The following is an 18050-nucleotide window of genomic DNA, read 5'->3' as shown; positions in this document are numbered from 1 at the left end:
GACAAACGACCCGGCCGCGCATGCGACCGGGTCGTCAAATCCCGCCCTTCACGTTACACCGTTCGGTACCTCAGAAAAGACCTTAACTGAACGGCATTACGCTCCAAAGAGCGTCTTTTTTCGTTTCACTCCGGCAAGACCCGCTTACTTCTTGTAGTTCGCGACGCCTTCCGTGATTTCCTTGTGCGCGGCATCGACGCCCGCCCAGCCTTCGACCTTCACCCACTTGCCCTTTTCGAGCGCCTTGTATTGCTCGAAGAAGTGCTTGATCTGGTCCTTCAGATATTGCGGCACATCGTCGACCGACTTGAGGTCCGCCGTCATCGGGCAGATCTTGTCGTGCGGCACCGCGATCAGCTTCGCGTCGACGCCCGATTCGTCCGTCATCTGCAGCATGCCCAGCGCGCGCGCGCGGACCACGGAGCCGGCCAGCAGCGGGAACGGCGTGATCACCAGCACGTCGACGGGATCGCCGTCGCCCGACAGCGTCTGCGGAATGAAGCCGTAGTTGGCCGGATAGCGCATGCCCGTGCCGATGAAGCGGTCGACGACGAGCAAGCCCAGTTCCTTGTCAGCTTCGTATTTCACCGGATCGCTTTGCGCCGGGATTTCGATGATGACGTTGAAGTCTTGCGGAAGGTCTTTACCAGCGGGAACGTGATTGAAGCTCATGGCGCTCTCTGATCAGGAAGAAAGGTGAAACGTGGCGCGCGGCGCGCGCTGCGCCCCTTCACGATGCGGGACGCGGCGCCCCCGGCCCGGGACACAGCGGAATGCGCCATTATAGCCAATCGGCCGATGACACCCCCGCGGCGATCGGCGCGATAATCTTTCGACGTCCTGCCCCTTCGCGCCGTCCTGACGTTCCGCGACGGTCCGCAGGGGCCAGCGCCGCCAGCGCGCACCCGTTTGCCGCGCAGCGCGCGGACCGTCTGTGCAGTCTCTTTCGTTGTCAGTCTTATCGCCGGCAAGGCAAGGAGCATGTGTGGAAGAAGCGAAACATTTCATCGGGGGTGAATGGACGTCCGCCTCGGGCGGGGAAACCATCCCCGTCGTCGATCCCTCCGACGGCCAGCCGTTCACCACGCTCGCGCGCGGCACGAGCGCCGACATCGACACCGCGGTGCAGTCCGCGCGGCGCGCGTACGAAGGCGCGTGGGGCGCCGTCAGCGCCGCCGAGCGCGGGCGTCTGCTGTACCGGCTGTCGATGCTCGTCGGCGCGTGCCACGAAGAGCTCGCGCAGCTCGAAGCACGCGATACGGGCAAGCCGCTCAAACAGGCACGCGGCGACGCAGCCGCGCTCGCGCGCTATTTCGAGTTCTATGCGGGCGCCGCCGACAAGCTGCACGGCGAAACGCTGCCCTACCAGAACGGCTATACGGTCTTCACGATCCGCGAGCCGCACGGCGTCACCGGCCATATCGTGCCGTGGAACTATCCGATGCAGATCTTCGGGCGCAGCGTTGGCGCTGCGCTTGCAGCCGGCAATGCATGCGTCGTAAAACCCGCCGAAGACGCCTGCCTGTCGGTGCTCCGCGTCGCAGAACTCGCGGCCGAAGCGGGCTTTCCCGCGGGCGCGCTCAATGTCGTCACTGGCTACGGACACGAAGCGGGCGCCGCGCTCGCGCGCCACACGGGCATCGATCACATCTCGTTCACCGGCTCGCCCGAGACGGGCAAGCTCGTCACGCAGATGGCCGCTGAAAACCACGTGCCCGTCACGCTGGAACTCGGCGGCAAGTCCCCGCAGATCGTCTTCGCGGACGCCGACCTCGATGCCGCGCTGCCCACGCTCGTCAACGCCATCGTGCAGAACGCCGGGCAGACCTGCTCGGCGGGCAGCCGCGTGCTGATCGAGCGCAGCATCTACGAGCCGCTGCTCGACCGGCTCGCCACCGCGTTCAATGCGCTGCGCGTAGGCCCCGCGCACGCGGACCTCGACTGCGGGCCGCTCATCAGCGCAAAGCAGCAGCGCCGAGTGTGGGACTTCATCTCCGACGCGCAGCACGACGGCATCGCGATGGCGGCCCACGGCGAAGTGATCGCCGAAGCGCCCGAAAGCGGCTTCTATCAGGCGCCCACGTTGCTGCGCGACGTGCCGCCCACGCACCGGCTTGCGCACGAAGAAGTATTCGGCCCCGTGCTCGCGGCGCTGCCCTTCGCCGACGAAGCCGAAGCGCTCGCGCTCGCCAATGGCACACCGTATGGACTTGTCGCTGGCGTATGGACACGCGACGGCGCGCGGCAGATGCGTATCGCGCGGCGCGTGCGCTCGGGCCAGGTGTTCATCAATAACTATGGCGCGGGCGGCGGCGTCGAATTGCCGTTTGGCGGCGTCAAGCATTCGGGACACGGCCGCGAGAAAGGCTTCGAAGCGCTTTATGGCTTCACGGTGCTGAAGACCGTCGCGATCAGGCACGGTTGAAGCACGAATCCAAACCGTTCTTAAAACAACAGGAGACATCATGCGGTTGACCGGCAAGACAGCCATCGTCACAGGCGGCGGCTCGGGCTTTGGCGAAGGCATCGCGAAGACTTATGCGCGCGAAGGCGCGAACGTCGTCGTCAACGATCTGAACGGCGCGGCGGCCGAGCGCGTCGCGAGCGAGATCGCGCTGGCGGGCGGCAAGGCGATCGCCGTCGCGGGCGATGTCACGCGCGCGGACGACTGGAGCGCGCTGCGCGCCGCCGCGATCGAGGACTTCGGCAGCGTACAGATCGTCGTCAACAACGCGGGCACCACGCATCGCAACAAGCCCGTGCTCGACGTGACGGAGGACGAATTCGACCACGTATACGCCGTCAACGTGAAGAGCATCTATTGGAGCGTGCGCGAGTTCGTTCCTTACTTTCGTGAGCAAGGCGGCGGCGTGTTCGTCAACATCGCGTCGACGGCAGGTGTGCGGCCGCGTCCCGGGCTCGTCTGGTACAACGGCAGCAAGGGCGCCGTGATCGTCGCGAGCAAGGCGCTTGCCGTCGAGCTCGGACCGGACCGCATCCGCGTGAACTGCGTGAATCCGGTAATCGGCGAAACGGGCTTGCTGGCGGAGTTCATGGGCGTCGAAGACACGCCGCAGAACCGGCAAAAGTTTCTGGCGGGCATTCCGCTCGGGCGCTTTTCGACACCGCAGGACATCGCGAATGCCGCGCTCTACCTCGCCTCGGACGAAGCCGAGTTCATCACGGGCGTCTGCCTCGAAGTGGATGGCGGGCGCTGCGTGTAGCGTACAGATGGGCACCCCTCGCGCGATGCGCTCCGGCCGCGCGCGCGGGGGCGCAGATGCGAGAATAGGCGTTAGTCTTTGAAAAGTCAGTGTTTTCCCCAACGCCAACTGGCTATTCAGCGCGTATTGAAAGTTTAGAATCGCGAACGGCGGTACAGCTTTTCCACATATAACGAGCTTTGCGTAGGACCTGCGTAAAGCGCCGAAAAGCGCCAGCGCGGGTCAATAGGAGACAAGCGTGTCCAGTCCTGCGAATCCGCTTCACCATCCCGGCGCAGGTGCGCCGCCTTCCACTTTCGAAGAAGCGACCTACAGAAAAGTCGCGTGGCGTCTGACGCCACTGTTGATGCTCAGCTACGTGGTCGCTTATCTGGACCGCGTGAACGTCGGTTTCGCGAAGCTCGGCATGAGCGCTGATCTCGGCCTCTCCGATGCGGTTTATGGCTTCGGTGCGGGCATTTTCTTCATCGGCTATTTCATCTTCGAGGTGCCGAGCAACGTGATCCTGCACCGCGTCGGCGCGCGCGTGTGGATCGCGCGGATCATGGTGACGTGGGGCGTCGTCTCGATGCTGACGATGTTCGTCACCACGCCCACCATGTTCTACGTGATGCGCTTTCTGCTCGGCCTCGCGGAAGCGGGCTTTTTCCCAGGCATCATCCTGTATCTGACTTACTGGTATCCATCCCACCGACGCGGGCGCATGACCACGTGGTTCATGACGGCCATCGCGATTTCGGGCGTGATCGGTGGCCCGATCTCCGGCTACATCCTGAAGTCGTTCAACGGCGTGAACGGCTGGCATGGCTGGCAGTGGCTGTTCCTGCTCGAAGGCATCCCGTCGATCATCGTCGGCATTCTGGTGTTCGTCGTGCTCGACGACAGGATCTCGAAGGCGAAGTGGCTGACGCCGCAGGAGCGCGAACTGCTCGAACGCAACATCGCCGCCGAGGACGCGACGAAGGAGGACCACGCAATCGGCAAGGTGATGATGAGCCCGCGCGTGCTGATGATGAGCCTGATCTACTTTTCGTTCGTGATGGGCCTTTACGGGGTGAGCTTCTGGCTGCCGACCATCATCAAGTCGACGGGCGTCACGGATGCATTCATGATCGGCCTGCTGTCTGCGATTCCGTTCGCGGCGGCCGTCATCGCGATGGTGTTCGTCGCGCGCAGCGCCGACCGCACGCGCGAGCGCCGCTGGCACGTCGCCGTGCCGGGCTTCGCGGGCGCGCTCGGCCTCGTGCTGTCCGTCGTCTGGGCGCACGACACGACGCTCGCGATGGCCGCCCTCACGCTTGCGACAATGGGCATTCTCACCACGCTACCGCTGTTCTGGAGCCTGCCGACGGCGTTCCTGGCGGGCACGGGCGCAGCAGCGGGGATCGCGCTGATCAATTCGATCGGCAATCTGGCGGGCTTTTTGAGCCCGTATGCGGTGGGCTGGCTGAAGCAGACGACGTCGACGAACGATTCGGGCATGTACATGCTCGCAGCGTTCATGATCCTCGGCGGCGTGCTGGCTATTTGTGTGCCCGCGCGACTCGTTAATAAGTAGTTCTTTTTTTTCGCCTGCGCGGCGCAGCGTTTTTTATGCTTCGCGCGGGCAACCGCAAACCGCAAAACACCCTACAGCAACGTCCGCGCCGCAAAGGCGCAACGCGAACGCCACAGCAAAAAACTAAACAATATTCATCGCGAGGGCACTCTCGCGATAGTGCTCACTGGCCTTCGACGTATCGCCCAGTTGCTCGTGCAACCGCGCGAGGGCGCGGTGCGAACGGATCTTGAGAGTCTCGTTGTCGGCGAGCTTCAACGCCTGCTCGAGGAACGATTGCGCCTTGCCCCACAACTGCTGATGCAGACACAGACGCCCCAGCGCGAACATCAGATCGGCGTCCTCGGGGCGCTCCTTGCGCCATGCCTCGGCCTTCTGGATCAGCGGCAGCGCGTCGCCACCCGCAGTATCGGGATAACGCCGCAACAGGCGCGCGTCCCAGTTCTGTGCGAGCGCGTCCTCGACGATCTTGCGCGCCTCCTGCGGACGGTTCAGCGCGACCAGCAGCTCGGCGGCGAGGTCGGCGAGACGCGGCGAATGGCGCTCCGTCGGCGTCAGCGAATGCCACAGTTCGAGCAGCGCATCGGCATTGTGCCGGCGATCGCGCAGCAGGTTCTCCGCTGCCAGCTGCCGCAACCGTACGGCGACGGCCGGGTGAATCGCCTCGCGCTTTTCGAGCGTCTTCACGAGCTTGAGGACTTCGCCCCAGTTCTTCAACTGCTGCTGCGCGCGCAGCGCAATCTGCTGCGCGTGGATGCGCCGGCCGCCCTGCGACTGCATCTCGGTCAGCGCGAGCAACGCGCCATCGGCGTCGCGGCCGTCGGCGCGCATGTCGGCTGTTGCCATCAGACGGGCGTCCTGCCAGTCGGGCGCCTCGATCTGCGCCAGATACTCGTCGCGCCGCGCGTACTCGTGCATCCGGTGCGCGGCGTTCGCGGCGATCAGGCCGGCCGCTCCCTTGTTGTCGGGATTCGTCAGCGAATCGCGCGCCGCCTTCTCGGCGCGCGAGAAGCGGCCCGCGTACAGATTCGCGATCGCGTCGCGCAGCGCGGCATGCGCCTTCGCGACGCGCTGCCGAGCGCGATACGCGGCCACGCGCTGCGGCATGCGCCAGATGTTGCGCACGATGCGCAGCAGCGCATACATCACGATGAACAGGACGATGATCGCGACGATGAACAGGTTCAGCGAAATATCGATGCGATACGGCGGATAGACGAGCAGCACCTGGCCAGTGTCGAAACGCCCGGCGATCGCGAGCACGACGGCTACCGCAAACAGGAACGCGAGCCAGAGAAGTCCACGCAGCGCCATGATTAACCCCGGTTCCGGTATTGATGCACGGCCTGCAGGCTCGTATCCAGGTTCGGCACGTCGACGGCGCCCGAGGCGTCGTCGACCTGCTTGACGAGATCGCGCACCGTCTGCACCTTCTTCGACGACGCGTCGAAGTAGCGCGCCAGCGCGCCATCCGCCGCGCGCAGGTCGGACTTCAACGCCGTCTGGTTGCGCGCGAGCAGCGCGAGCAGCGCGAGCAGCGCGAGCTTCAGGTTCTCGCGCAGGAAGTAGCCCTGGTCCGGCGCGACCATCATCGCGTCGGCGTTGTCGATGCGGCGCACCTGCACGAGGCTCGTCAACTGCTCGCCGACGCCCGCCACGAACTGGTGCCACCAGGCTTTCCATTTCGGCTCGCCCGTCGCCGCGGCGACGCGGTCGACGTCCTTCGGCTGCGCGGCATGCGGCGTGGCGTGCGCGATGGGCGCCTCGCCCGAAAGCGGCAACTGGTCGACCTGGTCGATGGCGTTGTCCAGCTTGATGGCGAGACCCGTCAGATCGGTGGACGGCGCCGACTTCAGCTTGTCGATGTCCTGCGCGATTGCCTTGCGCACGGCGAGCACCTGCGCGCCGTCCGACGCCGCGAGACGGGTGTCGGCGCTTTGCAGCGCGAACAACGCGAGCTGCGTGTTGCCCGTCAGCTGCAGTTGCTCGCTCGCCGCCGACAGCATCTGGCCGACCTCCGCCATGGTCCAGTCGTCGCGATTGCGCGCGAGATCGGCGTATTGCTGCTGCAGCGCCTGCTGTGCGTTCTGCGCATCGGCGAGCTTGCCTTCGAGCTGCGCGATCTGCGCGTCGGCCTGGCGCACCGTGGCGACGGCCTGCTCCGTCTTCACGCGCAACTCGGCCGTTTGGGCATCGTTGATCTGCTGACGGTGCGACAACTGCTGATCGAGCTTGATGACCCGGCGATTCAGCGCAATGCCGCCGCCGACGGCCGCGACGAACAACGCCGCGATGACCAGCCACAGCAGTCCCGTGCCTTTGCCGCGTTTGGGCTGCTGCATTTCGTAGGGCGTAAACGGCTGGTTCGGCGGAAGCGTGGTGCTGGCGCGCGGCGCGGGATTGGGCGTGGGAGTCGTGGATGCGTTGGTATCAGACATGCGTTCTTGTGCCGGGTTGGACTGGACCGGTTGAACTTCGGGAGGTGCCGCGAGAGACAACAGCGTGCGAGCGATCCGTTCATCGCCCGCACCGGACACCGTAATGCTATCAAAACCCAATCCCCGCGCGGTTTCCGCGATGCGGGGATGAGGCGCGACGAACGCCGCGCGCTTGAGTTGCGTCTGTTCGCTGGCCGTCAGGTGATCGTGTGCGAGCTCGGCGAGATTGCGCACGCCCTCGGAGCTCGTGACGAGCCACGCGGACGGCGTCTTCGCTTCGTCCGACAGCAGCGCGTGAACGCGCGACCATGCGCCGATCGACGGCTCGGGCACGAGGCGCCGGTAAGCCGCGACCGTCTCGACGTCCGCGCCCGCTTCGCGCAGACGGTCGGCGAGCCATTCGCGGCCGCCGTCGCCGCGGACGATCAGCACGCGCTTGCCTTCGAACGCGTTTTCGCCGAGCGACGCTTCGAGCGCCGCGAACAACGCTTCGGAATCGAAGCGCGCGCCGTCGCTGTCGTCGGCGGATGCATGCGGGCTGATCACGTTGTACGCGGGCGCTTGCACGCCGCGATGCGCGAGCGCCGCCACGCTGCCCGGCCCGACGACGCCGATGGGCAGCGCGTGCGGCCAGATCGCGTCGTAGCTGGCAAACGCGTAATCGACCGCGTTCGGCGACACGAACACGACGAGCGCGTCGATCAGCGACGCGAGCGCCGCGCAAGCGGCGAGTATCGTCGGCGGCCGCGATCTCGATCAGCGGGAATTCGATAGTGGCGATGCCCGCGTCGTGCAGCGCCTTCGCGAGCGCGCCGGACTGCCCCGCCGGACGCGTCAACACGACTGTGAGCCGCACGGCATGCGACGAGCCTGCGCCGCCGTGCGGCGGAAATGCGTCGGGCGTCGGGTTCGAGCCGGCCGCCATCACGCGGAAGTCGCCGGGCCGCTCGACGTGCTGAGCGCGCGGACGATCTCGAGTGCGCCTTGCGCTTCGAGCTGGCTCGCGACTTCGCGGCCCAGCTCGAGTGCGGCGCCCGTCGTCGGTGCGGGGGCCGACGCTTGCGCGCTCAGCATGCGCTGACCGTCGGGCGTCGCGACGACGCCGCGCAGATGCAGCGCGCGTCATGCCAGGTCGCGTACGCCGCGAGCGGCACCTCGCAGCTCCCGCCGAGCGCGCGCGATACCATGCGCTCCGCTTCGACGGCGGCCGCCGTGTGTTCGTGATGCAGCGGGGCAAGCCATGCGGCGAGATCGGCGCGGTCCGCGCGAATCTCGATGCCCAGCGCGCCCTGGCCGGCGGCGGGCAGGCTGTCGGCGGATCGAGCAGCGAACGGATGCGCCCGGCGAGACCCAGCCGCTTGAGACCCGCGGCGGCGAGAATGATGGCCGCGTAATCGCCGCGATCGAGCTTGGCAAGACGCGTATCGAGATTGCCGCGCAGCGGCTTCACGACCAGTTCGGGATAGCGCGCGCGCAGCATCGCTTCGCGGCGCAGGCTCGACGTGCCGACCACGCTGCCGGGCGGCAGCGCCGCGAGCGAGTCGTACTGGCCCGAGACGAACGCATCGCGCGGATCTTCGCGCTCCATGATGGTCGACAGTGCGAACCCTTCGGGCAATTCCATCGGCACGTCTTTCAGCGAGTGAACGGCGAGATCGGCGCGGCCATCGGCAAGCGCGTTCTCCAGCTCTTTCACGAACAGCCCCTTGCCGCCGACCTTTGACAGCGTGCGATCGAGAATCTGATCGCCGCGCGTGGTCATTCCGAGGATTTTTACGTCACAAGATGGATATAATTTGTGCAGCGCAACTCGCACGTGCTCGGCCTGCCACATGGCAAGCCGGCTCTCCCGCGACGCGATCACAAGCGTGGCGGGCGGCGTGGGCGCAAGCGTCTCGGAATTCATTGCTTGAGTCATTGGAATACGGGATCGGATAACAAATAATGTTAGCACGCGCTTTGGCAACCTCTCGCTGGCCGCACGGCCATGCCGAAGCAGTCCGACGGAGGAGACGAGCCTGCCGCCGCATCCGGCGCGGGCCGTTCCAACAGCCGCCTCGATCGTGACCCGCGTGGGCCGCCAGAAGCCCCAGCACGGTCGTGCGCGCGTCGATGCGCCGCATGCGCGATGATTTAATGCGGCGCAGCACGCGCGAAGCCGCCTTCTTCCGCCGCGCGTGCTTCATTGCCGCTTTCGCGCAGTGCCCGCAGTTACCGCAGTCATCGCAGTTGCAGTCCACCATTCTTTAGACCCTGGCTTTCCTGAGGAAACATCGTGACGTCTTCCGGATCGGCGCGCTCTGCCCGCCGCACTACTGCCTCGCCCGATGCTGAACGCAGCGCATCGGCCGCCTCCGCCGTCAAGGCCCTGAAGTCCGCCAAGGCCCTGAAAGCAACTCAAGCTCTCGACTCCGGCAAAACCGGCAAATCCACGAAGACCAAGGCCGCCGTCAGCAAGCCCGCCAAAGCGGCCAAAGGCATCGCGGCGAACGCCGGCAGCGCGCTGAAGCGCGCCGGCATCGATGGCGTCGGCAAGCAGGAAACCGCGCGCGCGGTCAAGGCGATGAAGAACAGCGCCGCGCCCGTCAAGGACACTGCCCGCACGCGCGAGGACAAGGATCAGCCGCTCTTCGAGGACATCCGCTATCTGGGGCGGCTGCTCGGCGACGTCGTGCGCGAGCAGGAAGGCGACGAAGTGTTCGACGTCGTCGAAACGATCCGTCAGACGGCCGTGCGCTTTCGCCGCGAGGACGACAGCATCGCCGCGCAGGCGCTCGACAAGAAGCTGCGCGCGCTGTCGCCCGAGCAGACGGTCAGCGTGGTGCGCGCGTTCAGCTACTTCTCGCATCTCGCGAATATCGCGGAAGACCGGCATCGCAATCGCCGCCACCGCATTCACGATCTGGCGGGCCCTTCGTCGCAGCCGGGCACGATCGCACATGCGCTCGACCGGCTGGTCGAAGCGAACGCGGCGGCGACGCCCGTGCTGCAGCAGTTCTTCAACGACGCGCTGATCGTCCCGGTGCTCACCGCGCACCCGACGGAAGTGCAGCGCAAGAGCATTCTCGACGCACAGCACGACATCGCGCGGCTGCTCGCCGAGCGCGACCAGCCGCTGACGGCGCGCGAGCGTCTGCAGAACGAGTCGCTGCTGCGCGCCCGCGTGACCTCGCTGTGGCAGACGCGCATGCTGCGCGATTCGCGCCTGACCGTGGCCGACGAGATCGAAAACGCGCTGTCGTTCTATCGCGCGACGTTCCTCGAAGAGATTCCCGCGCTTTACGCGGACATCGAAGAAGCGCTCGTCGAGCACGGCATCGATGCGCGCCTGCCGCCCTTCTTCCAGATGGGCAGCTGGATTGGCGGCGACCGCGACGGCAATCCGAACGTGACGGGCGAGACGCTCGAAAACGCGATCACCCGCCAGGCCGCGGTGATCTTCGAGCATTACCTGGAAGAGGTGCACAAGCTCGGCGCCGAGCTGTCGGTGTCGAACCTGCTGGCGGGTGCCAGCGACGGCGTGAAGGCGCTCGCGGAAGCATCGCCCGATCACTCGCCGCACCGCACCGACGAGCCGTACCGCCGCGCGCTGATCGGCATCTACACGCGGCTTGGCGCGAGCGCGCGCGTGCGTCTGGGCGAAGGCGTCGTGCCGCTGCGCAGCGCGGGCCGAGGCGCGCCGCAGATTCGCGCGGTTCCGTACGACGATTCCTCCGAGTTCGTGCGCGACCTGCATGTGCTGATCGATTCGCTCGTTGAACATCACGGCGGCTCGCTCGCCACGCCGCGCCTGTCGCCGCTCACGCGCGCAGCCGAGGTGTTCGGCTTCCATCTGGCGAGCATCGACCTGCGCCAGAGCTCCGACATCCACGAGGCAGTGATCGCCGAGTTGCTGCGGCGCGCGGGCGTCGAAAGCGATTACGCGGCGCTCTCCGAAGCGGACAAGCTGCGCGTGCTGCTCGCGGAACTGGCGCAGCCGCGTCTGCTGCGCTCGCCGTACGTCGACTATTCGGATCTCGTGAAGAGCGAGCTCGGCGTGCTCGAAGAAGCGCGCAAGACGCGCGAAAAGTTCGGCGCGCGGGCGGTGCGCAACTACATCATTTCGCACACGGAGACGGTCAGCGATCTCGTCGAAGTGATGCTGCTGCAAAAGGAAACGGGGCTGCTGCACGGCCTGCTCGGCAATCCCGTCGATCCCGCGCGCGCGGGTCTGATGGTGATTCCCCTCTTCGAGACGATTCCCGACTTGCGCAACGCGCCGCACATCATGCGCGACCTGCTGGCGCTGCCGGGCATCGACGCGATCGTCGAGCACCAGGGCAACGAACAGGAAGTGATGCTCGGCTATTCGGACAGCAACAAGGACGGCGGCTTCCTGACGTCGAACTGGGAACTGTACCGCGCGGAACTGGCGCTGATTTCGCTCTTCAACGAGCGGGGCATCACGATGCGCCTGTTCCACGGCCGCGGCGGCACGGTGGGACGCGGCGGCGGCCCGACCTATCAGGCGATTCTGTCGCAGCCGCCGGGCACGGTCGAAGGCCAGATCCGTCTGACGGAACAGGGCGAGGTGATCGCCAGCAAGTTCGGCAATCCTGAAATCGGCCGGCGCAATCTGGAGACGGTGGTGGCTGCGACGCTCGAGGCATCGCTGCTGCCGCACGGCAATTCGCCCGCGCAATTGCCCGAGTTCGAAGCAGTGATGCAGACGCTGTCCGATACCGCGATGGCGTCGTATCGCGCGCTCGTCTACGAGACGCCCGGCTTCACTGACTACTTCTTTGCATCGACGCCGATTTCCGAGATCGCCGAACTGAACATCGGCAGCCGGCCGGCGTCGCGCAAGCTGCAAGACCCGAAGCAGCGCAAGATCGAAGATTTGCGCGCGATTCCGTGGGGCTTCTCGTGGGGCCAATGCCGTCTGCTGCTGACGGGCTGGTACGGATTCGGCAGCGCGGTGGCGGGCTGGCTGGACGCGTCGGGATCGAACCCTGAGCGCGAGCGTCGTCTGAATCTGCTGCGCAAGATGCACAAGACGTGGCCTTTCTTCTCGAACCTGCTGTCCAACATGGACATGGTGCTGGCCAAGACCGACCTCGCCGTCGCGTCGCGCTACGCCGCGCTCGTCACGGACAAGAAGCTGCGCAAGCTGGTGTTCGAGCGCATCGTGGCCGAGTGGGAGCGCACGTCGGCCGTGCTGTCCGAGATCACAGGCAAGAAGGGCCGGCTCGCCGATAATCCTTTGCTCGCGCGCTCGATCAAGAACCGCTTCCCCTATCTCGATCCGCTGAATCACCTGCAGGTGGAGCTGTTGAAGCGCCATCGCGCGGGGGATTCGAACGTGCGCGTGCGGCGCGGGATTCATTTGACGATCAACGGAATCGCGGCTGGGTTGCGGAATACTGGTTGACGTTTGGTTTTTGTTTTTGTTGTTTTTGCTTTGCCCTGCGGGCGGCGGGTCTTTTTTTAAGGCCGCCGCCTTTTTTGCTTTTTGGGCTTGGTGTGCGGTGGGTTGCTGCTCTTTTCGCAGGCATCCGCGATGGCGCCTTCGCGGCGCAGGCTTTTGGCGCATTTGCTTGCCCTTTGCGGTGGCATCCGCTCTTTGTCTCTGGTTGATTAGCGTTGCCCCTGTGCGGGGCGGCCCCTACTTTTCTTTGCAGCGGCAAAGAAAAGCAGGCAAAAGAAAGCCGCTCACGCCGCCAGCCCGTGTTGCTACCCACGGGCTTTCCACGTCCCCACGCTTCAGACGGCAGCACGCTTGTTCATGTTCGTTGCCAACGCGCTCACCGCGCGCATCACCCGCCTCATCCACCCGTACGGCGGCTGGCGCTTTCGAAACTTCAGCGCCCCTGTGCGGCGAACTCTGTGCAGGTTGTCTTGCCGTACAGGGCAACGCCCCGACCGAAAACCAACGCGTACGACGGTTTCCCGTGTGGCGCGAATGCCTACACAGAGTTTGCCGCACAGGGCATGCGTCATTCGCTGGCGCGCCCCGGTGTGGGTGGTGATGCGGGTGAGGCGAATGGACAGAACGCTGGCAACGAGCGGGCGCAGTACGCTGCCGTGCGAACCGTGGGGACGTGGAGAGCCCGTGGGTGGCAACACGGGCTGGCGGTGTGAGCGGCTTTCTTTTGCCTGCTTTTCTTTGCCGCTGCAAAGAAAAGTAGGGGCCGCCCCGCACAGGGGCAACGCTAATCAACCAGAGACAAAGAGCGGATGCCCCCGCAAAGCAAAGCAAAGCAAAGCGCAAAAAGCAAACCGCAAACACACTCCAAGCCTCGCAGAGAAAGAACATCACCACCCCTCGATCATCACCGCATCGAGCTTGAAAGAACCATCCTCCTTGACATCGAAGTACTCACGCACCTCGTCGGGCGCGGACGCCCAGACCGACCGGATCGCTTCGACGCGCGGCTGCGGCGTCTTCATCCGCGCCACCCACGAAGCAAACTCGATATCCAGCCGCCAGCGCTCGCGCGCAACAGCCTCGAAGCCCGCCGCAGCAAAAAACGACAGCCACTCGTCCGCGCGATAGTCGCGAATATGCGATCCATCCCGCAACACCTCGACGGCCTGAAGATGCGTATCGAGCAACGGATGATCGCCGCCGGCAATATCGATGAACAGCACACGCCCGCCCGGCTTCAGCACGCGCCGCACCTCGGCGAGCGCGAGCGGCACGTCGTGCCAGTGATGCGCGCTCATCCTGCTCACGACCCAGTCGAACGATGCATCGCCGAATGGCAGCTTTTCGGCGGCGCCCTGCTGCGTGCGAATATTCGAAAACCCGCGCTCGCGCGCGGCGGCCTCGACCGTCGCCAGCATCGGCGGCGCGATGTCGTATGCCACCACCGACGCCGCATGCTGCGCCACCGCAAAGCTCGCGTGCCCAGCGCCACAGCCCATGTCGAGCACGGCCGCACCCGGCGTCGCAGCCACGGCCGATGCCAGCGTCTGCAAGTCCGCACCCGTCGCGTGCACCTGGCTCGTCAGGTACGCGGCCGCCGTCGAGCCGAACGCGTCGGCCACCTGATCGTGATGCTTCATTGTCTGCTCCCGCCCTGTCGGGCCGTCTGTGAGGTCATGTCGGTGACGTCATGTCGGTGACGTCGTTCCTGCGCCGTCGTGTCTGCGAGGTCCCATCGGTAACGTCGTTTCTGCGCGATCGAACCGGAACACCCGTTCGCACCGGCCGCTCCAGTCGCTACAATAGAACCCGCCCTGTACCGGTACAAGTCAACCAATTATTCTGGTATCGAGATTACCAGCCACCGCATCCGCGCAACATGACCACGCCGTCCTCCGCCGATTCCGCCCCCCCCGCTCGATGCCACCCCCGCCCGCGCGCTCGGCGAGTTCATCCGCGCGCATCGCGAGCGCCTGTCGCCGCAAGCCGTCGGTCTGCCTCCCGGTCCGCGCCGCCGCACGCCAGGCCTGCGCCGCGAGGAAGTCGCACAGCTGTGCGGCGTGAGCCCGACCTGGTACACATGGATCGAGCAGGGCCGGCCGGTGTCCGCATCGGCCGACGCCCTCGCGCGCATCGCCGTCGCGCTGCAGCTGTCACGCGCCGAGCGCGCCTATCTGTTCGAGCTGGCCGCGCAGCGCGATCCCGCCGAGCCCGACCCCGCCGCCGCCGACGCGCCCGCCATGCTGCTGAAGACCGTGCAGCTCGTGCACGCCCCCGCCTATGTGCTCGACCGCCAGTTCACGGCGCTGGCGTGGAACGAACCCGCGGCGGACCTGTTCGTCGGCTGGCTCGACGGCGCGCACGACCGCAACCTGTTGCGCTATACGTTTCTGTCGCCGGATGCGCGCAGTCTGATCGTCGACTGGGAAAGCCGCGCGCGGCGGCTCGCCGCCGAATATCGCGCGGATTCGATCCGCCACCAGAACGATGCGCCCACGCGCACGCTGATCGATTCGCTCGCGGCTGCCAGCGATGCGTTCGCGCGCTTCTGGGCGTCGCAGGACGTCAACGAGCGCGAAGGCGGCCAGCGCCAGTTCAACCATCCGCGCCAAGGCCACGTCGTCTACCACCAGATCACCTTCAAGCCCGCGCATCGCGAAGACCTGAAACTCGTCGTGCTCGTGCGTGAATGACCCCGCCCCTGATTCCGCCCGCGACGAAAAAGCCGCCAGCACGGCGGGTGTTAAAATCGTTGTCTCCTTCAAGGCGGCGCAGCAACCAGCACTCCTGCCGCGCCGTCCGCGTCTTCACCTCGCATACTGCCCATCACCATGACGTCCCAACTGCATAAAAAAGGCGAAGCCTGGTCGGCTCGCTTCTCCGAGCCGATGTCGGAACTCGTCAAGCGCTACACGTCGTCGGTTTTCTTCGACAAGCGTCTCGCGTTCGTCGACATCGAAGGCTCGCTCGCGCACGCGTCGATGCTGGCCGCGCAAAAGATCATCAGCGCCGACGACCTCGCGGCCATTCAGCGCGGCATGGCGCAGATCAAGGGTGAGATCGAGCGCGGCGAGTTCGAATGGCAGCTCGACCTCGAAGACGTGCACCTGAACATCGAGGCGCGCCTCACCGCGTTGATTGGCGATGCCGGCAAGCGCCTGCACACAGGCCGCTCGCGCAACGACCAGGTCGCCACCGACATCCGCCTGTGGCTGCGCGGCGAAATCGACCGTATCGGTGCGCTGCTGAAGGACTTGCGCGTGGCGCTGCTCGACCTCGCGGACAAGAACGCCGCCACGATCATGCCCGGCTTCACGCACCTGCAGGTCGCGCAGCCCGTCACGTTCGGCCATCACCTGCTCGCGTACGTCGAAATGTTCTCGCGCGACGCCGAGCGCATGGCCGATTGCCGCAAGCGCGTGAACCGCCTGCCGCTCGGCGCGGCGGCGCTCGCGGGCACGAGCTATCCGATCGATCGTCACGCCGTGGCGAAGACGCTCGGCTTCGACGGCATCTGCGCGAACTCGCTCGACGCCGTGTCCGATCGCGACTTCGCGATCGAATTCACGGCGGCGTCCGCGCTCGTGATGACGCACGTGTCGCGCTTCTCGGAAGAGCTCGTGCTGTGGATGAGCCCGCGCGTCGGCTTCATCGATATCGCGGACCGCTTCTGCACCGGCTCGTCGATCATGCCGCAGAAAAAGAATCCCGATGTGCCGGAACTCGCGCGCGGCAAGACGGGCCGCGTGAACGGCCACCTGATGGCGTTGCTGACGCTGATGAAGGGCCAGCCGCTCGCGTACAACAAGGACAATCAGGAAGACAAGGAACCGCTGTTCGATACCGTCGACACCGTCGCCGACACGCTGCGCATCTTCGCCGAGATGGTGGCGGGCATCACGGTGAAAGCGGAAGCGATGCGCTCGGCCGCGCTGCAAGGCTTCTCGACGGCCACCGACCTCGCCGACTATCTCGTCAAGCGCGGCCTGCCGTTCCGCGACGCGCACGAAGCCGTCGCGCACGCGGTGCGTGTGTGCGAGCAACGCGGCTGCGATCTCGCCGATCTGTCGCTCGACGAAATGAAGGCAGAACTGCCGAACGTCGCGTCGCTGCTTGGCGACGACGTGTTCGGCTATCTGACGCTCGAGGGATCGGTCGCAAGCCGCAATCATCCGGGTGGCACGGCGCCCGATCAGGTGCGCGCTGCTATCGCCGCTGCGCGAGCGGCGATCGGCTGATTTCCCGTCGTTATCGAGGGCGGCAAGGGCGAACTCTCACACGGGAGTTCGCCTTTTTGTTTTTGCACGAGACTGTGCGGGTTCGCACGTTTTCTTCCGTCATCGACGGGACCTCGCGGACACTTCGCCTCATGTCCCGCCGCGCGCCGTCGGCTACCATCCCGTAACGGCCCGCTTTTCCACACCTCACCGTCATGATCATCCGCCCACAACTTCACTGGTTCCGCATGCTGCTCGCGTGGCGCGGCTCCGTCCTGCCCGAGTTGCTGCCGCGCCTCGGTCTGATCTTTGTGATCTCGCTCATCGCGCTCGGCGTGCACGACAAGGTCGTCAAGATCACCGTGAACGTCAGCACGACGCCGTTCTCGCTGATCGGCATCGCGCTCGCGATCTTTCTGGGCTTTCGCAACAGCGCCAGCTACGACCGCTATTGGGAAGCGCGCAAGCTCTGGGGACATCTGCTCAACGAAACACGCTCGCTCACGCGCCAGGTGCTCACGCTGCCTCGCGAGCAGATCGACAGCAAGGAAACGCAAGCTTTCGTACATGCGTTAGGCGCGTTCGCGCACGCGCTTCGGCATCAGCTCAGGGGCACCGACCCAGCGCACGACCTGTCGACGAGACTCGACAAGCCGCTCTTCGAGCGCGTCATGATGTCGCGTTACCGGCCCGCGACGATCATGCTCTGGCTCGGCGAATGGGTGCAGCGGCACGCGCGCGACGGCAAGCTCGACGCGTGGACCGTGCAGGCGATCGATCGCAATCTGAACGGGCTGTCCGATGTGATCGGCGGCTGCGAGCGCATCGTGTCGACGCCGCTGCCTTTCGCCTACTCGGTGATGATTCACCGCACCGTCTACTTCTTCTGCGCGCTGCTGCCGTTCGGGTTGGTCGAAAGCGTCGGCGCGTTCACGCCGCTCTTTTCGGTATTCGTCGCTTACACGTTCATGGCGCTCGACGCGATCGCATCGCAGATCGAAGAACCTTTCGGCACCGACGACAACGACCTCGCCCTCGATGCGCTGTCCTGTTTCATCGAGGACGCTGCGCGCGACCTGCTCGCGCAGCCTTCCCTGCAGAAAGCCGCCGCGAAAGACGGCTATCTGCTCACCTGAGCCTTCACCCGGCGCGCTCGCACGAAGACAAAAAAAGCGCGCGCCCGTTGCGACAGGCGCGCGCTTTTCA

11 protein-coding genes and 2 pseudogenes are annotated in these 18050 nt (G+C 65.6%); 7 read left to right on the top strand and 6 right to left on the bottom strand.

What is annotated here, in order from left to right:
* Nucleotides 1–144: 144 nt before the first annotated feature.
* Nucleotides 145–672, bottom strand: coding sequence for an inorganic diphosphatase (gene ppa, locus H3V53_RS07280; RefSeq protein WP_054919673.1), 528 nt, complete (start codon nucleotides 670–672; stop codon nucleotides 145–147).
* 313 nt (nucleotides 673–985) lie between these two features.
* Here ppa and H3V53_RS07275 point away from each other — a divergent pair, with 313 nt between their 5' ends.
* From H3V53_RS07275 to H3V53_RS07265, 3 genes are all read left to right on the top strand, one after another.
* On the top strand, nucleotides 986–2425 hold the full coding sequence (locus tag H3V53_RS07275; RefSeq protein ID WP_336597368.1) for an aldehyde dehydrogenase family protein: 1440 nt from the start codon (nucleotides 986–988) through the stop codon (nucleotides 2423–2425).
* Nucleotides 2426–2465: 40 nt separating this feature from the next.
* On the top strand, nucleotides 2466–3224 hold the full coding sequence (locus H3V53_RS07270; protein ID WP_336597367.1) for an SDR family oxidoreductase: 759 nt from the start codon (nucleotides 2466–2468) through the stop codon (nucleotides 3222–3224).
* Nucleotides 3225–3462: 238 nt separating this feature from the next.
* Nucleotides 3463–4782 carry an MFS transporter gene (locus tag H3V53_RS07265; protein ID WP_054919668.1) on the top strand — a complete coding sequence of 440 codons (1320 nt, stop codon included), beginning with the start codon at nucleotides 3463–3465 and terminating at the stop codon, nucleotides 4780–4782.
* A gap of 123 nt (nucleotides 4783–4905) precedes the next feature.
* Here the strand turns inward: H3V53_RS07265 and H3V53_RS07260 are convergent, their stop codons facing one another.
* From H3V53_RS07260 to hemC, 3 genes and pseudogenes are all read right to left on the bottom strand, one after another.
* On the bottom strand, nucleotides 4906–6096 hold the full coding sequence (locus tag H3V53_RS07260) for a heme biosynthesis protein HemY (protein WP_336597366.1): 1191 nt from the start codon (nucleotides 6094–6096) through the stop codon (nucleotides 4906–4908).
* 2 nt (nucleotides 6097–6098) lie between these two features.
* Nucleotides 6099–8145 (bottom strand): annotated as a pseudogene (gene hemDX, locus H3V53_RS07255) (fused uroporphyrinogen-III synthase HemD/membrane protein HemX).
* Nucleotides 8145–9126, bottom strand: a pseudogene (gene hemC, locus H3V53_RS07250) (hydroxymethylbilane synthase). The pseudogenes hemDX and hemC overlap by 1 nt, the downstream one beginning before the upstream one ends.
* A 369-nt stretch (nucleotides 9127–9495) precedes the next feature.
* Between hemC and ppc the strand changes: the two are divergent.
* Complete coding sequence (ppc, locus tag H3V53_RS07245) at nucleotides 9496–12630, top strand: phosphoenolpyruvate carboxylase (protein WP_336597365.1); 3135 nt, start codon at nucleotides 9496–9498, stop codon at nucleotides 12628–12630.
* On the opposite strand, the gene H3V53_RS07240 is transcribed toward ppc, so the two are convergent.
* Together H3V53_RS07240 and H3V53_RS07235 are read right to left on the bottom strand one after the other, a co-directional pair.
* A complete protein-coding gene (locus tag H3V53_RS07240; protein WP_336597364.1) occupies nucleotides 12593–12940 on the bottom strand; it encodes a hypothetical protein in 348 nt (115 codons plus the stop codon). The two genes, ppc and H3V53_RS07240, sit on opposite strands and share 38 nt — an antisense overlap.
* A gap of 574 nt (nucleotides 12941–13514) precedes the next feature.
* Entirely contained in the window at nucleotides 13515–14267 is a 753-nt protein-coding gene (locus H3V53_RS07235; RefSeq protein ID WP_336597363.1) for a class I SAM-dependent methyltransferase, read from the bottom strand.
* Nucleotides 14268–14528: 261 nt separating this feature from the next.
* Here H3V53_RS07235 and H3V53_RS07230 point away from each other — a divergent pair, with 261 nt between their 5' ends.
* From H3V53_RS07230 to H3V53_RS07220, 3 genes are all read left to right on the top strand, one after another.
* Nucleotides 14529–15320: a helix-turn-helix transcriptional regulator gene (locus H3V53_RS07230; protein WP_336597379.1), complete on the top strand. Its 792-nt coding sequence runs from the start codon at nucleotides 14529–14531 to the stop codon at nucleotides 15318–15320.
* A 138-nt stretch (nucleotides 15321–15458) separates the two neighbouring features.
* A complete protein-coding gene (gene argH, locus H3V53_RS07225) occupies nucleotides 15459–16865 on the top strand; it encodes an argininosuccinate lyase (protein WP_336597362.1) in 1407 nt (468 codons plus the stop codon).
* Between the two features lie 194 nt (nucleotides 16866–17059).
* Entirely contained in the window at nucleotides 17060–17980 is a 921-nt protein-coding gene (locus tag H3V53_RS07220) for a bestrophin family protein (RefSeq protein ID WP_063787609.1), read from the top strand.
* Nucleotides 17981–18050 lie beyond the last annotated feature (70 nt).

This window comes from Paraburkholderia bengalensis, assembly GCF_037126505.1.
Classification (GTDB): Bacteria; Pseudomonadota; Gammaproteobacteria; order Burkholderiales; family Burkholderiaceae; genus Paraburkholderia; species Paraburkholderia bengalensis.
The sequence above is the reverse complement of the archived record's forward strand: the minus strand, read 5'-3'. Positions and strand labels throughout refer to the sequence as shown.

Coding starts and splice junctions, on each gene's coding strand:
- ppa (WP_054919673.1), bottom strand. CDS start 672: ATGAGCTTCAATCACGTTCCCGCTGGTAAAGACCTTCCGCAAGACTTC.
- H3V53_RS07270 (WP_336597367.1), top strand. CDS start 2,466: ATGCGGTTGACCGGCAAGACAGCCATCGTCACAGGCGGCGGCTCGGGC.
- H3V53_RS07260 (WP_336597366.1), bottom strand. CDS start 6,096: ATGGCGCTGCGTGGACTTCTCTGGCTCGCGTTCCTGTTTGCGGTAGCC.
- H3V53_RS07235 (WP_336597363.1), bottom strand. CDS start 14,267: ATGAAGCATCACGATCAGGTGGCCGACGCGTTCGGCTCGACGGCGGCC.
- argH (WP_336597362.1), top strand. CDS start 15,459: ATGACGTCCCAACTGCATAAAAAAGGCGAAGCCTGGTCGGCTCGCTTC.
- H3V53_RS07220 (WP_063787609.1), top strand. CDS start 17,060: ATGATCATCCGCCCACAACTTCACTGGTTCCGCATGCTGCTCGCGTGG.